The sequence below is a fragment of the Planctopirus hydrillae genome, assembly GCF_001707835.1.
GTDB lineage: Bacteria > Planctomycetota > Planctomycetia > Planctomycetales > Planctomycetaceae > Planctopirus > Planctopirus hydrillae.
The window spans coordinates 1-16,541 of record NZ_LYDR01000063.1; the positions used below are offsets into that span (position 1 = coordinate 1).

7 protein-coding genes are annotated in these 16,541 nt (G+C 57.3%); 5 read left to right on the plus strand and 2 right to left on the minus strand.

The annotated features are described in order from the left end of the window. Window positions 1–11,004 (minus strand): RHS repeat-associated core domain-containing protein (locus A6X21_RS07555; protein ID WP_165603718.1); only part of this gene is annotated, 11,004 nt, incomplete at its 3' end. Window positions 11,005–11,163: 159 nt separating this feature from the next. After that, on the minus strand, window positions 11,164–11,796 hold the full coding sequence (locus A6X21_RS07560; protein ID WP_131818241.1) for a hypothetical protein: 633 nt from the start codon (window positions 11,794–11,796) through the stop codon (window positions 11,164–11,166). Window positions 11,797–11,827: 31 nt separating this feature from the next. Here A6X21_RS07560 and A6X21_RS07565 point away from each other — a divergent pair, with 31 nt between their 5' ends. The 5 genes from A6X21_RS07565 to A6X21_RS07585 all read left to right on the plus strand — a co-directional run bounded on the left by A6X21_RS07565 (window position 11,828) and on the right by A6X21_RS07585 (window position 16,145). Beyond that, entirely contained in the window at window positions 11,828–12,115 is a 288-nt protein-coding gene (locus tag A6X21_RS07565) for a hypothetical protein (RefSeq protein WP_068847001.1), read from the plus strand. 51 nt (window positions 12,116–12,166) lie between these two features. Then, entirely contained in the window at window positions 12,167–12,613 is a 447-nt protein-coding gene (locus A6X21_RS24305) for a hypothetical protein (protein ID WP_068847002.1), read from the plus strand. Window positions 12,614–13,360: 747 nt separating this feature from the next. Further along, window positions 13,361–13,807 (plus strand): glycosyltransferase, encoded by a 447-nt coding sequence (locus tag A6X21_RS24605; RefSeq protein WP_165603719.1) that lies wholly within the window; start codon window positions 13,361–13,363, stop codon window positions 13,805–13,807. A 128-nt stretch (window positions 13,808–13,935) separates the two neighbouring features. Then, window positions 13,936–14,631 (plus strand): glycosyltransferase family 2 protein, encoded by a 696-nt coding sequence (locus A6X21_RS07580; RefSeq protein WP_068847004.1) that lies wholly within the window; start codon window positions 13,936–13,938, stop codon window positions 14,629–14,631. A gap of 467 nt (window positions 14,632–15,098) precedes the next feature. Next, window positions 15,099–16,145: a glycosyltransferase family protein gene (locus A6X21_RS07585; protein WP_165603720.1), complete on the plus strand. Its 1,047-nt coding sequence runs from the start codon at window positions 15,099–15,101 to the stop codon at window positions 16,143–16,145. The last annotated feature ends 396 nt before the right edge of the window (window positions 16,146–16,541 follow it).

The following is a 16,541-nucleotide window of genomic DNA, read 5'->3' on the forward strand; positions in this document are numbered from 1 at the left end:
GTGGGATTTCGTGGTGCCTAACGGTTGATGTTCTCCTTCGATCTGGAGTTCGAGAATGCTTCCCGACTTGTGCCGGAAGACGCCTGTGACCAGACGGCCAGTGCCGGGGACAACAAACGTCTCTTCAATGCTAACGACTTGAGCGGGTCCCTCAATCCCGATTTCGGGGAGATTGAGGAATATTGTTCTGCCGGGAGTGGCGCATTCATCGTCCACCCATGCGGCGGGACGCAGCAGTGTGGCGGTGCCGCAGGGTGTGTTGTCGGCCAAGAGCACCAACTCCACCCGCCGCCAATCTACAAAGCGCCCCTCCAGCGAAGCAGCAGCCAACTCCCAGTCTTCCGGCAAAGCGGGATCCACCCGCTCACCCACCCCCAAGCGTTCAATGAGTGTTCGCCCTACATGGGTCTTCACCAGCGTCCCCGCCACAAAGCAGTTGCCGCAGGCTTTGGGCGCGCCACCCTTGGGAGGAGCGGCGGGGGCTGTGTTGCCACCGGTTCCCGGCAGGCCGCATGCGGGACCCGCAGGGGCTGCGCCGGGTTTGTTGCGGGGCCTCTTCCCTTGAAGCAGCCAATGCAGGATCGAAATCAGGACCTGCTTCATGAACTGTCGAATCTTCGCCTTGATCTTGCAGACAAGCTCCTGCAGTTTCTTGATCAAACCCGGCAGCACCGCTGTCACGATAGCCTTCAAGAAGGGACCGATCATCCCCACGACCAGTGTGCTGAAGCCTGTAGCGATTTTTTGAATGGTGGCTTCGTTGCAATTGCTGGCTTGGCAAATGGATTGAACGAGGAACTGCATCATTTTGACAAGTTCGTCGCACATTGAAAGAAATGCCTTTAGTAACCCGTAGAGCAAATCTAGACCACCGACGCCAGGAGCAAGCTTTCTCGCGACTTGACCTATGACATCTGCCAAAATATTCGGCAGTTCCTGGGTCACGGTTTCAACGATCATCTGCCGCAATTGTTCGAAAGTCGGAAGCGACGGCACCTCGATTGGTTTGCCACTCATCCAATCCATCGCCATTCCGGTGGCAGTCGAAACAAGTGACCTAACCTGAGTGTCCGCAATCTTCAACTCTCGTGCCGCTTCATAGGCCAGTTCTTCGATGCCCGAGGCGCTCAAATCCACAGCGGCACCCAGAGCCCCGAGAATTCGCGTTGGATTGCCACTCAGGAGAGCATCGAGGTCAATATCTGCGCCGAGAACTTCCTTGAGTATCTGTCGAACGACTTGCATCGAATTCGATTTGAGATAGTTGATGGCCATTTCAATGCCGCGGTTCATTCCCGCCATCAGGCAATAGAGCACTTGCCGGGCTCGATCAACATCTGAGAATACAGCCATGACCTCGGCGAGCTCACCTGCCGCTCCACCGGCTTTGCTGAAACAGTCGATCAATCGGCTAACCGTTCCGCAGAAGTCATCCAGCAGTTTATCGGCCAGCCAGCAGCCCCAACTTTCAGGCTCATTCTGCGCTGGTGGAGGCGTCTCCGGAGTGCTTGGCGCCAAATTGGGTGCAATCGCCTCAGGTGGCTTTTTGCATTTCAGTGTCCCTTTGTAGTCACTACATTTGCGAGCACCGGCAAGCAGAGCTTTAATCGCACGGCCTTGAATATCCCCCTTGGGGTCGAGATTGGTTTTAGCAGCAATCGCTTTCGCGACATTGTAGGGAATACACATCCCGCTGTCAGTGACATCGGAACCTCGTTTAATCGAGGTGATTTCAAGAACTCTTCCGATGGATGGATACTTCTCATCGTTGGGACGCCCGACGTAAACCTGCGGTGTTCCACATTTGGATGCTGCCGTTTTCCAATATGTATTGGTGACCATCGCACCTGTGGTTTTGTCGTTCCGGAATTCTTCGACCAGCGTATCCAAGCCGCTGGGGTCGGAGTTGTTGGTGGGGTTGTTGTGGGCGTAGCGGTAGAAGTTTTCGTCGCTGGATTCGAAGCGGATGGGGTCTTCGCTGCGGAATCGGCCGGTGTGGGTGTCGTAGTCGCGGCGGCGGAGGTTGTACCAGCCGGTCTCCTCGTCGCGGTAGTAGCCCTCCTTCGCATTCCACAGGTAAGGCTGCAGCGTGGTGCCGCTGCTGGTGGCTTCTTCGCCCCAGGCGGTGAACCGGTAGGTGTCCTCGACCACGGCGGAGCTATCGGTGAGGGCGGCAGTCGAACCGACCACGTCGAAGTGGTGGAACAGGCTGCCACCATCGCGATGCTGGCTGAGCAGGTCGCCGTATTCCTGCGGCTGGAACGTGTATTCCACCAGCGCCGTGCCGAACTCGTCCTCTTCGAACGCCAGGTTGTGCTTGTCCCAGATGTAATTCACAGTTTCGAGGTCGTCGGTCTTCGAGATCCGCTTCCTGTCGATGTTGTAGGTGTAGGTGACGACCGATTCATCGGGCAGCAGGACGGCGACGGCCTGGTTCTCGGTGTTCCAGATGGTGGTCGTGACGGCACCGGCGAGATCGACACGTGTCTGGTTGCCGACGGCGTCATAACTGTAGGTCGTCCGTTCGGAAGGATTCCAGGCGACGAGCAGCCGGTTGGCCGCATCGTAGGCATGGTGTGTGGTTTCCCCATCGACACTTTTGGTGGCGCGGTTGCCCGCCGGATCGTAGGTGAATGTCGTGGCGGTATTCAGGGTTCCCGCCCGGAACTCGCCGGTGAGCTGGCCAGTGAGGTCGTAAGTCCACGAAGTGCTGTCCCCTGTGGCTTCGAGCACCCGACGTTTGCGACCGGCGGGATCATAGGTGCACGTGAAGCTTTCCAGGAGCAGGCCTGCTGCTCCCTCGTGCCGCACCACGCACAGCCGGCCCGCCAGATCGTAGATCTGAGAGGTGCGGGTACCGTTGGCCCGGTCGATGAGCGTTTGCCGGCCTGCGGGATCGTAGCTGTAGCTGGTGAGTTCGCCGTATGAGTTCTGCAGCGTGCGGGGCTGGTTGGCGAGATCGTAGGTGTAGGTGGTGCGGCCCCCCGTGACCTGACCGGTCGCCAGACGATTGCCGACGGCATCCCACAGGAACGTGAAACGCTGGAGATGGGGGAAGCGGACAACGACGATGCGATTGAGCGGATCATAGGTGCGGGTGGTGCAGCCCCCCGTGTCGCAGGCGAGGAGCCTGTTACCGACAACATCATAGACGGCAGTGGTGCGGCTGCCATCGGGATACCTGCGGGTGGTTTCCTTGTCGAGGGAGTTGTAGGTGAATGTGATCCGATCACCCCGGGCGTCCTGGCGCACGACTTCGCGGCCCAGAGGATCGCGCAGGAATGTCAGCCGCTGGCCAAGGGGATTGATCTGCGACCGCTCGCGACTGGCGGCATCGTACAGGAATGTGGACCGGAACCCGCGACCATTGACCTGGGCAACCAGCCGGCCTGCGGCATCATGAATGGTGCTGAGGCGGATCCCGAGCGGCGAGACCGAGGCCCGTGTGCGGCCCGCGAGGTCGTACAGTGTTGTCGAGCGGGCTCCCAACGGATCGATCCGGCCGGACTGGCGACCGAGAAGATCGTAGAGGGTGGTCGAGATATCGCCGAGAGGATTCAGAACACGGCGCTGCTGCCCGGCGGCATCGTAGACCGTTGTTGTCCGGGCGGCGAGCGGATCAATCTGGACAGTCCGGCGGCCCGCCCGGTCATAGAGCGACGATGTGCGTCGGGCCAGGGGATCCACCACGGACCGTGTGCGGCCTGCGGCATCGTACATATTCGTCGTGCGGGCCCCCCGGGGATCGACTGTAGCGATGGTGCGATCCGCAGTATCAAAGACCGTGGTGCTGCGATGGCCCAACGCATCGATGGTCGCAATGGCCCGATTGGCGAGATCGTGGATGGTCGAGGTGCGGCGTGCCAGTGGATCGATCGAGGCAATCATACGGCTGGCGGCATCATAAAGCGTCGACGTGCGGGCGGCCTGCGGATCAATCACGGCCCGCGTGCGGCCCGCGAGATCGTAGACGGTCGTCGCACGCTGCAGGAGTGGATCGATAGCGACCATGACACGACCCGCGCGATCGTACACCGACGTTGTCCGTTCCAGCAGTGGATTGACCGTGGCCATCGACCGTCCCACAGGATCGAAGACCGTGGTGCTCCGCAGACCGAGTGGATCGATCCGCGTGGTTTGCCGTCCGGCGGGATCGAAGATGGATGTCGTACGCTGCCCTAAGGGATCAATCTGGACAATGGGCCGGTTGTCGGCGTCATAGAGAATTGTGGTGCGACAGGCCAGGGGATCAATCGTGGCGACACGCAGTCCACCCAGGTCGTAGAGTGTGGAGCTGCGCCGCAGCAGTGGATCGAGTCGGGCAATTTCCCGGTTCGCGGGATCGAACAGGCTCGTCGTGCGTGCTGCCAGGGGATCGATCTGGGCCACCGTTCTGGCGGCGGCATCGTAGATGGTGGTCATTCGTTCGGAGAGCGGATTGACAAGAGCGACGCGGCGTCCGTTCAGGTCGTAGATGGAACTCGTGCGGTAACCGAGCGGATCGATCTGGGCAATGCTCCAGCCGGCAGCGTTGTAGATCGATGTCGAGCGTTTACCGAGTGGTTCGACCTGGGAAATCTTCTGACTGGCAGCGTCGTAGACGGTCGTCATCCGATAGCCGAGCGGACGGATCCGGGTGGTTTCCCGACCTGCGGCGTCGTAAAGGAAGCTGGTGACCACCAGGACGGGATCGATCGTGCGGCGAATCTGCCCGGCAGCATCAAACACCGTTGTGGTGCGCGCGGCCAGCGGGTCGACCTGTACGATCTTCCTTCCCGCGGCGTCGTAGACCTCTGTTGTGCGCGCACCGAGGGGATCGATCTGAGCGACTGGTCGACCGACCGGATCGAACTGGGTGGTGGTGCGGTGCCCGAGCGGATCGATCTTCTGCTTGAGTTGGCCGGCCTTGTCGTAGACCGACGTCGACCGATAGCCGCGACCATCAATGGAGGCGATCTGGCGGCCATCCGCATCATGGATGGGAGTTGTACGGACACCCCGTGGATTCACGACATCCCGGACGCGGCCTGCGGGATCGTAACTGGTTGTTGTCCGGGCTCCCACTGGATCGATCTGAACGATGGTCTGTCCCGCCAGATCGAAGAGGGTGGTACTGATGTGAGCCAGCGGATCAATCGTCCGCACCACTCGTCCCGCGCGATCGTAAACGCTGGTGGTGCGGTCGAGCAGCGGATTGAGAGTGGCAATTGTTCGTCCGGCTTTGTCGAAGACGGTCGTCGTTCGCAGATTCAAAGGATTGCGGGAGGCAATCTGGCGGCCGGCGGCATCGTGAACCAGGGAAGTGCGTCGGGCCAGGGGATCCACAGTGGCCCGCACGCGACCCGCGATGTCGTAGACCGTGGTGGTACGGTGGGCGAGGGGATCGATCAGCACTGTGCGACGGCCCACGAGGTCGTACTGGCTGGTCGTCCGCCGTCCCAGGGGATCCAGCGTGGAGATCGTCTGGCCAGCCGGATCGTAGAGGGTGGTCGAACGGTGGTTCAGCGGATCGATTTTCGCGGTGGTGCGACCATTCAGGTCGTAGACGGTTGTCGTCCGTTGGCCCAGGGCATCGACCTGAGCGACCTGCTGTCCTGCTGCATCGAAGAGCATGGACGTGCGGCGACCGATCGGATCGACAACGGCGATTTTCCGGGCGACGGGATCATAGAGGCTCGTGGTGCGCGCTCCCAGGGAATCGATGGTCGCCATCTCGCGATCGGCGGCGTCATAGACCATGGATCGTCGATTTTCGAGGGGATCCACAATCGCCAGTGGCTTACCCACGGGACTAAAAAGCGTGGTCGTACGGAAGCCCAAAGGATTGATGGTCGACGTCTGACGATCCGCCGCGTCGAAGAGCGATGTTGTCACCGCGCCCACTGGATCCATAGTTCGGCGTAACCTGCCGACGGGATCGTAGCTCGACGTCGTCCGTTGACCCAACGGATCCTGCGCGACGATGGATTGCCCTGCGGCATCAAAGATGGTCGTGGTTCTTTCAAGAAGCGGGTTGACAGTGGCGATCGTGCGGCTCGCCCCGTCATGGATCTGCGTGGTGGCAAATCCCAGCGGATCAATGGTTCGGACGATCTGATCGGCGGCGTCATAAATCGTTGAGGAGCGAAATCCGGCTGCATCCACCGTGGCCACTGTTCGCCCCGCCCGATCGAAGATCGTGGATGTCCGCCGTCCCAAAGGATCGATCTGGGCAATGTTCTTTGCGGCCCGATCATAGATCGACGAGGTACGCAATCCCAGTGGGGTCACCCGTGCGATCACCTGGCTGGCAGCGTCGAGCAGAGTGGTGGTTCGACGCTGCAAGGGATCAATTCGGGCAATTTCGCGACCGGCGCGATCGAAGAGAGTTGTCGAGCGGGCTCCGATGGCATCAAGAGTGGCCCTGATCCTCCCGACAGCATCGAAGAGGCTGGTCGTCCGTTGTTCCAGGGGATCGATGGTGGCCACTACGCGACCGGCAAGGTCATAAAGCATCGTGGTGCGATGATTGTTGGCGTCGATCTGTGCGATTCGCTGTCCGACCCGGTCGAACAGCAGGCTTGTCCGCTGACCCAGCGGATTCAGGGTGGCGATCGATCGCCCGGCAGCGTCGTACAACTGTGTGGTGATGTGACGATTGGCATCGATCCTGGCCACAGTTCTTGCCAGTGCGTCGCAGATCGTTGTCGTGCGGTACGCCAATGGATTGATGGCCACAATCGCACGTCCCGCGGCATCGTACAGCGTCGTCGTGATTTCGCCTTCAGGATTGATCGATCGCCTCAAGCGTCCCGCCGCGTCGTAAATCGAGGACGTTCGGCGGGCGAGGCCGTCCAGCAGGGCGATCGACTCGCCAGCCGCGTTGTAGACGGTGGTCTGCCGATGCCCCAGGGGATCGATCTTGCTGACGGCCCTGCCGACGCTGTCAAAAATGGTCGTCGAGCGGTACGGATTGGACACCGCAATGGCCTGACCTGCAGCATCGAAGACCGTTGTGGAGCGCCTTGCCAGAGGATCGAGGGTGACTCGCGGACGTCCCAGCAGGTCGAAGAGGCTGGAGGTTCGAGCTCCCAAAGGATTCACCGTTGCGAGCTGGCGTCCGGCCAGATCGAAGATCGCAGTGGTCCTCTCCTCGAGGGCGTTCACCGTACCGACTGCCCGTCCCGCGACATCGTAAAGGGTCGTGGTTCGCGTCCCGTCGGCAGCGATACGGGCCAGATTCTGCCCGGCCACATCGTACACGGTGGTTGTCAGCCTCCCGAGTGCGTCGACGAGACGAATCGGCCGGCCGGCAGGACTGTAAACCGTCGTGGTGCGGGCATTCAGAGGATCGATTGTGACAATCGATTGATCGGCGGCATCGTAGAGCGTGGTGGATCTTTGACCCAGCGCATCGATCCGCGCGACCTGTCGGCCGGCACGATCATAAATACTGGTGGTCTGATATCCGAGAGGGTCTGTGACACGCCGGACTCGACCGACGGCATCGAAACTGCTGGACGTCCGCGCGCCGAGCGGATCGATGGTCGCGATCTGGCGTCCCGCCCGATCAAAAATCGAACTCGATCGCCGCCCCAAAGGATCGATCTGCGCGATGGAACGTCCCACGGCATCGAAGATCGTGCTCGACCGGGAACGATCCGGTGCGACGGTCGCGATGGTCTGGTCGGCCCCATTGAAAATGGAGGTTGTCCGACGGTTCAAAGGATCAACCTGCGCAACCACCCGGCCTGCCGGATCGTAGACGCTTGTCGTCCGGGCTCCCAGGGCATTCACCCCGGCCACAGCCCGCCCGGCCGTGTCGTAGACCGTCGAACTTCTCGCTCCCACCGGATTGATCTGGGCCAGTGTCTGATCGGCCAGATTGTAGATCGACGTCGAGATGGCGCCGGCGGGATCGACCACCCGCCGCTGACGACCGGCGGCGTCATACACCTGGGTCGTAATGCGGCGCAGCGGATCCATCGTGCGACGAACCCGTCCATTAAGGTCATAGGTCGTCGTGGTACGTTCACGCTGGGGATTGATCTGCGCGATCGCCTGATTGGCGGGGTCAAAAACCGTCGAGTTGCGGTTTCCCAGGGGGTTGACGGCGGAAATCTGTCGGCCGAGGACGTCGTAGACCATGGTCCGGGTGAACGCCAGGGGGTTCACCCGGCGGATGACTTGACCTGCCAGATCATAAACCGTTGTCTGGATTTCGCCCGCCGGATTGACAACGCGAATCGCGCGTCCGGCCGCGTCGTAGACTGTCGATGTCCGGTACCCCCAGGGATCGATCTGAGCAACCACCTGGCTGACAGAGTTATAGACGAATGTTGTCCGTGAGCCATCGGCACTGATCATGGCCACTCGCCGACCTTCCCTGTCGTAGACCGTCGTCGAGCGGTGCCCCAGGGGATTAATTCCGGCGACAGCGCGACCGACGGAATCATAAATCACTGTCGAACGACGGCCCGTCGGACGGATTTCCGCAATCCGCCGGCCCGCCAGATCATAGACCGAAGTGATGCGATCGCGGGCCGGCGAAATGGAGACATGGCTGCGGCCGGCGAAGTCATACAAGGTGGTCGCCATGCGACCCAGGGGGTCGATCGTGCGCACAAGTCGGCCGTCCAGATCGTAGACAGAAGTGGTGCGGGCCCCGAGAGGACTGATACTGCCAATCAACAGGCCACTCAGGTCGTAGATGTTGGTGGAACGTTCTCCGCCGGGAAGGACCTGCCCGATCAGTTGCCCGGTCGGGTCGTAAATGAAGCTCGTCGTGCGACCCAGGGGATCGGCCTGCTGAATCGGTTCACCCTGCTTCGAGAAGGTGTTGGTGGTTCTGTACTCCGCGGGATTGATGACCGCAATCAGCCAGTTTCGATCATCGTAGACATTCGTCGTACGACGCCCCATCGGGTCGATCAAAGCGATAGGGCGACTGGCCGCATCGTAGATCGTCGAAGTCCTGGCTCCCAGAGGATTGATCACAGCGATCTGATTTCCGAGATCATCATAACGGTAATCAACCGTCCGACCCAGAGCGTCTGTTGTGGAGACGAGGTGTCCCTGGGAATCAGAAACAGATGTCGTTCGTGATCCGGATGGCGAAATCACGGTTCGTGTACGGGTCTCATCGTGGTAACGGATCTGTTCTGTCGCGAGGTCAGGAGCTGTAAATTGAACTAACCTTCCGGCATTGTCATAGGAAAACGACTGGACAAAGCCCAGAGGGTCCATCACCCGAACCAGTTGCCCGGCCTCATTGTAAGACATCGAAGTGCGACCACCACTCGGAGCAATAATGGCTGTATTGCGATCCGCTGCGTCGTAGAGATACGTGGTTGTGACTCCCATGGCCGTCCGCACGGTCAGGGGCAGACCCCGGGGAGTATATGTCGCAGAAATATTGCGGGAGAGAGCCTCCTGAATCTCCGTTAAAACGCCGGTCTCACTATCCCGTACCAGCGTCGTGCGGGCATTCAGCGCATTAATTGTGGTTTGCAACTGGCCGAATGCAGGATCGTAGACATAGGTCGTCCTGAAGCCCCGTCGATCCACATTGACTGTAACTCGATTGAGTTCATCGCGGCCAAGCTGCAGGGGATTACCAGCGGCGTCAATGACGGCTGTCACCTGTCCGAGGGCATAGGTCTGACTTGTCTGGCCCCCTTCCGGCTGCTGCTGATTCAACAACTGGCCTGTTCCGTCACCGATGAACGTCGTGATCAGTCCCTGTGGACGCATGAGCCGAAACAGTCGCCCGGACGAATCATAGGTATAAGTGGATCTCAGGCCCCGAGAATCAATCACGGCCTGACGCTGACCGGTCACAGAATCATAAATGGAGGTGGTGCGACTGCCATCCACCAGGAGAAAGCCTGTGATACGGTTCGCTGAGTCGTAGAGGTAGGTATAGCGTCCCACAGAGGGAATCGAAAGACTCTGGATCTTCGCCGGGAAAGTCGCGTCGGGCCGGGTGAATGTAGAACTCGATGTCGCACCGGTCGCCAGTGTCCGTCCGGTCAGATTTCCTGACAGGTCCCAGGTCAGCGTTGTCGCCTGATTCAGCGGATTGGTTAACCGGATCGGTTGTCCCGTTGTATCAAAGCCCATACCCCAAAGGCCACCATCCGGATTTTCAAATGACGTGCGGATGGCCGATGCATCGTAACTGATGGTCCCGCGAAGATTTCCCAGGCGGATGGTTTTGAGGGAACGGCTGCTTCCTGTATAGGCAAAAGTTGTCCTGCTCAAATCAGGGTTGATGACAGTTGTCAGCCGCGAACTGCTGTTGTAAGCGAAGGACGTGCGGACAGCAGTGGGGAGGCAAATGCTCTGCAATCGTCCTGAACCATCGTAACTGAATGTCGTGATTCTGGACGTGGCGTCGATTCCCTGTGTGAGATGGCCACTGGAGTCATACAGGAAGGTCGATCGACGATCATCGAAGGGATGTATCACATGAGAGAGCCGGGGCACACCCGCCACACTCGTGTAGACGAGGTTCCACTCGAGAGATCCCTGAGTCGCTAAAATATATTTTCCATCGGCATCGTACCGGACGACTAAACCCTCGGGAAAGAATTCCTCCCAGCCCGAGCTGGTTGATCGAAGCCGATTTTCGCTCCCGGAAGGGAGATCATAGTATTCAGCATCCGGATCTGACTTCGTGTAAATCGACAGCGTTCCGCTATCAGACTGGACAGTCACATGAAGTGACGGATCATCACCCGGAATGATCCTGCGGTCGAAATAGGCAGTCCAGCCAATTCCCAGTGGCCCATCAGTCTCTTTACCACTGAGATAGGTGGCTGAAAGAGGGGGATCGGAGTTGGTGGCTGCGGGACCGACAAACAACAGGAGCAACTCGCGGGTGAAAGCATCGACGACGGCCGGCGGTGTGTTGTACTGCCCGCGAATCCCGGTTCCCTCCACCGTGACAAAACGGGTGACTACGGGAAGCCGTGCCATCTCCAGTCCAAAATCAAACTCTGCTGCTTCATCGACAACAGACATCTGAGTGCTGACAGGTGAATTCTGAGACCCTCCTAAAATGCCTGATTCAGGTATTTTCAACTCGACTCGGAACATCACAAGGTCTCGCATGCGAGGGAAGGGCTCATGAGTGAGGGGGACACATAATACTTGGCGACACCCGGTGCAAGGACATGCCGGTCACGGGTCCTGGAGGTAGAGATCATCAGTGCCGTTGAGCTTGTAAATATTGTAGAGAACGCCACCGTTGACATTAGGGATTGTAGCGCTCTGCTTTGTAAAGCAATCGTCTCGATGGGGCAGACCTGAGCGGGTATCGCCAGGAAAGAGCTTCCCTTTGTAGGATCCGTAGCAATAGGTTTCCTGAACCCATTTCAGACAGTGGTCGGGAACACTCCCTCCGGGACTGCCTCCCCCCCCGGTCCGTGGAGCGGCAGGGTCAGCAAATGAATCTGACGACGAGGAAAAAGCTCCATAGGCTGCATCAGTCATGGCACGCGGATTTCCAGAAATCGCATTCCCAAGCTGATTTAACATGCCATACAGATTCATATCCGCCTGGCTGGGAATATAGATGTTTGACAGGGAAGGCCAGATATTGGCAGGCGTGAGGCTGCCCCCAATCAATCCGTTACGAAGCTTCCATGCATTGAGCCTGGCAAGATGAGCTGCACGGAGTTCTTTTGATGTGAGTGATTGAGTCTTTACAGAGCTTTTTGTTATGCATTCCCCATGCCCGACTCCTCCATTCGGCTCGCCGGTGAGTTTGACGGCAGCAACCGGAAACTGTGCCTGGGCCTGCGCATTCTTCACAGCGGCCTCACCACATGGATCACTGATCAACGTGATCAGTTTTGCACCAGAAGGCTTAGCGCTTGACGAACTGGAACTGGAGGAGGAGCTGGATGGCCCAATGCTGCTCGATGAACTATACGGAGGAGTGCTGCTTGACGAGCTGGAGCTGCTCGACGAGCTGGAACTACTTGAGGAACTCGAACTGCTCGACGAGCTCGAACTGCTTGAGGAGCTGGACGTCGGTATGCCACTCGACGAACTATATGGCGGAGTACTGCTTGAGGAACTGGAGCTGCTGGACGAACTGTATGGGGGAACGCTGCTCGACGAGCTGTAGGGTGGAATACTGCTTGAAGAGCTCGAGCTGCTTGAGGAGCTGGACGGCCCAATGCTGCTCGACGAGCTATATGGCGGAATGCTGCTGGACGAACTGGAGCTGCTGGATGAACTGTATGGGGGAACGCTGCTCGACGAGCTGTATGGTGGAATACTGCTTGAAGAGCTCGAGCTGCTCGAGGAGTTCGATGGCCCAATGCTGCTCGACGAGCTATATGGCGGAATGCTCGAAGAGCTGGAGCTGCTTGACGAGCTGGAGCTGCTTGACGAGCTCGAACTGCTGGACGAGCTCGAAGGTGGAATACTGCTGGACGAGCTGTATGGGGGAATGCTGCTCGACGAACTGTATGGCGAATCACTGCTGGACGAAGTGATCGAATCACTGCTCGATGACGTCATCGAATCGCTGGATGATGAGGCAGGAATCTCTTCGGTGTCGCTTGATGCACTGTTCTCGTCAGGCATTCCCCTACCCTTTATCTCCAGAGACTTCTCTTAGTAAGGGACTTACCGATCAAATGTGCGTAGAGCGTACAAAGAGGATTTCACTAAGTCAAATAAAATTGACTGTGCAGAATTCTGTTGAGAATTCGACAGAGACAGACTAGGTAAGTATACATTCTTCGTTTTATGACCAACGCCAGCCCCCCCCCTTTTTTTCAGCACTGCACAAATGCCGCTCAATCAAATCTGCGTCATCGGCTTCCCTTCACGCCTCGGCGGCGCCGACACAGAACTCGACCACCAGATACACGTTTGGCAGCATCTAGGAATTGAAGTTTACCTTCTGCACACTGGAGATCTTGATGACAATTTGAAAGCGATGCGAATGGAGGAGCGGGGATGTAAAATCCTGAGACCGCGTGATTGGAGCGCTTGCCGTGGCATGCACGTGATCTCTTACTGCAACGGGGAATTCCTGAAAAACCTTGCCGAGATCCGCAGGCACGCACGATCGACAACTTTTGTTAATTGCATGACATGGCTGTTTGAATCCGAGAAAGAAGCGCACCTCCAGGGCTGGATCGATCACTTTCTCTATCAAACAGATCATGCCCGAGAACGCGTCTCACTAGAATTACAATCAATCAATGCCAACTACTCCTGGATCACACTCCGACCCTACTTCCACCTATCCGACTTTCCCTTCTACCGAGATAGAAACTCTGACAGATTCCGATTTGCCAGGGTGTCTCGGGAAGACCCTTCGAAATTTCATCCTTCACAAATGTGGGTCTATGAAAGCATGGTGGCACCAGTCCTTAAGGAAGGTGTGATATTGGGGATTAGTGATCGGATTCGAGAAAAGATCGGTCGAGAGCCGAACTGGATAACCGGCCTGCCAGCTGGTGGAACTCCAGTTCAGGAAGTCTACCGGCAGGCACACTGTATCATTCAGATGTCAGAGACTTATGAAAATCTGCCAAGAGTCGGTTTTGAAGCCATGGCCAGCGGATGCGTGCTCATTGTCGACGATCGGGGAGGATGGCGAGAACAGGTGCTCCACGGCCAAACCGGCTTTCTTTGCTCGAATGAGCGAGAATTCGTCTACTACGCTTCTCGAGCCGCTTTTGAAAGTGCCGAACGACGGCAAATGGCGGAACAGGCGAGAGTCTGGCTGGAAGAACAGTGGGGTATGGAAAAAGCCATGATTTCGTGGGGAGATTTCTTTTCCATGCTGGAAAACAAATGACTCAATGACGGCAATCTGTAACCAATTCGGCCACACGACAACTCAAACTCACAGTTGGCTAAAAAATGGAAGACTCAGACCATCCGTTCTTGTCCTGTGTGTGCCTGACGTACAACCGTCCGAAATGTGTGGATTCCATTCTCGCCTGCTATCAGGCGTTCGACTGGCCGATTTCACGACGTGAACTGATAATTCTCGACGATGGCGGCCTGCATAGAACGCAGCAAGGACCAGGGTGGAGGCTGGTTACCGCTGCTCAGCGATTCTCTACGCTGGGAGAGAAACGCAATTTCGCAACGACTTTGGTCGCGAGGGATTGCTGGGCCATCGTGGTCATGGATGACGATGATATCTATCTTCCCTGGACGTTGCGGGCCCATTTCTTCGCACTGGCACAAGCCGGGTGGTCGAGGCCCAGTCAGGTTTACCATGCGAAGGGCGACAGCCTGCATGTGGCCAACACCGGAGGGCTTTATCACGCAAGCTGGGCATTCCGTCGCGACGTACTCACTCGAGTGGGTGGCTATCCGCAGATCAATAATGGAGAAGATCAGGTTCTGGCGGCCAGCTTGATGGCGGCGGGTGTTTCGGTCATGGATCCGATAAGTGGCTTCCCACCCTTCTTCATATTGGAATTTGAGACGGGATATCCGCACCTCTCACTAATGGACAACGAGACCGGTTGGAGTCAGATGCAAAGCCTGAGAGATAATCTCCACGGCCACTTGAATTCGGAACCTCGAACGGTGACTCCCCAATGGCGCAAGGACTACATCAAAATGGCACGGCAGGCAATCGCTCAAAGGCAGCCTCCCCTGGAATGATCATCCCCTCCAGCCCATCTCGTGAGGACGCCGTGCGATCTCAGCCAATTTTTCCAGACGTCCGGATTATAGGTGATGTCCGGAGTGCAGGAGGCAGTGGTCCCTCGAATGGACAGTATGCACTTCAGAAGGCAATGCGACAGGATAATGAAACCGCGAATCGCGAATGGTTGCATATCGGCGGAGATCTCCATACCGGTGAGATTCCCTGGTTCTGGAGTTGGGAACACCGACCACAAGCTGTGGCATGTTCCCGCGAGGGTCGACCTTTTTTCATTGGCCCAAATGTACTTTTTCTGAATTCCCAAGCCCCGCGGTCTGATCTCTTGGAATCGGAGTTGCTGGATTCACCTCACTGCCTGGCGATGTTTTGTCATTCAACATGGTATGACGAACTCATCCGCCAAAACCGTGGTTCACAAAATGATTGCCCCATCGTCCGAATCCCGTATCCGGTCATTCCCCACGTGAGTGTTCCTCAAGAACCCGCTGACTTCGATCTGCTCATCTATCTCAAGCAAGACAAGTTCAGTTCTCTAGCTGCACAACTTCAGCAGCCACCCCTCAGAACAGTTCTCATTCGCTATGGTGAGTATGTGCGGGAAGAACTCTGCGAGATCGCTTCGCGGTGTCGAATGTGCGTTTATCTGACTGATGATGAGCAGGGGGGACTGGCTCTACAAGAGATTCTGATGACCGGCTGCCCGACCATTGGACTTCGCACTGGCGCTCCTCTGGTCGTCGACAAACTTACCGGCCGAATCGTCACACAACTTGATGAATCGATCCTTCGTGAAGCCATGCGGGAAGTTGAAAGCTATCCCAGAGTGCAAGTCGCAAAAGCGGCAGCACTCATGTTCTCAACCAGGCGAATCGCAAAGAGCTTTATCGATACGCTGGATCGATTGCGGCGTGGAAGCCTTTCGAAAAACCAATTACAGGCTCAACCGACTCCACCAGCGCCCACTTCCATGGATGTGGCCGCATGGAAGATGTTCTGGGTCGAGCGATTCGCCAGTCGCAGGGTTGTGATTCATTGCCTCGATTCATCGGCGGCGGTTTCGGAGATTCTTGCCAAGCTACCCCTTGAAGTGTCAGCAGAGCTGTCCTTCTGCGAAAGCGATCCGACCGATTCCCTTTCTCTTTTAAAATCGACCCCTGCGACGAACATCGACGCTCTTGAAGCCATGTTGCCAACTGATCACCACTTTGATGTGGTTGTCGTTATGGCTCCTACTCTCGATTTGCCCCAGCTTCGATACCGCCTGGCGAAGACAGGGTGTTTCCCAGGCAGGGAAGTTGTCACGATATTCCAGGCGACGGAAATTGATCCCACCAAAGCACAGGTTATGGATTTGCCATCCGCAAGCAGATCGCAGAAAGGCAGACTGATAGTTCAAGAAAGGTTTAACGAAACCCGGGCTGCGGTAAGATTCACTTTTGAATCCGTCAACGTCGCCTCCTGGAGATATGCGTCAGTTGCCGTGGACTCACCAATAGTCACCGACGATTGAAGGCATCGTTCTCCAGTGCCGGTCATCGACTGTTCTTGAGAGTTTCTCAGACCTATTTGACCACCCGTGAGATCATAGCGACCCGGTGGCAGCCTGCTCACACCTTTTCCAGTCGTTCAGCACCACAGGCTTGTCGTCTTGAGCGTTCCAGAAGGCCAAATCGACTTGGTACGATCCATCGACCAGACAACAGGACAAAGCCATTTTTCGCCTTGGAATGGTTGATGAATTCGAGTTAACTCCCATTCGCAATAGCCTTGCGATTTAGCATATCCCGGCAGGTTACCACGGGTCGGCACTCTTCGAGCGGGCGGGCTGTATGCCCGAGGCAGGGAGTTTTTATTGCCGAAAGCGCTGCTCTGCAAGTTGCTGAGGATCTCAGATGGAACCCAATAA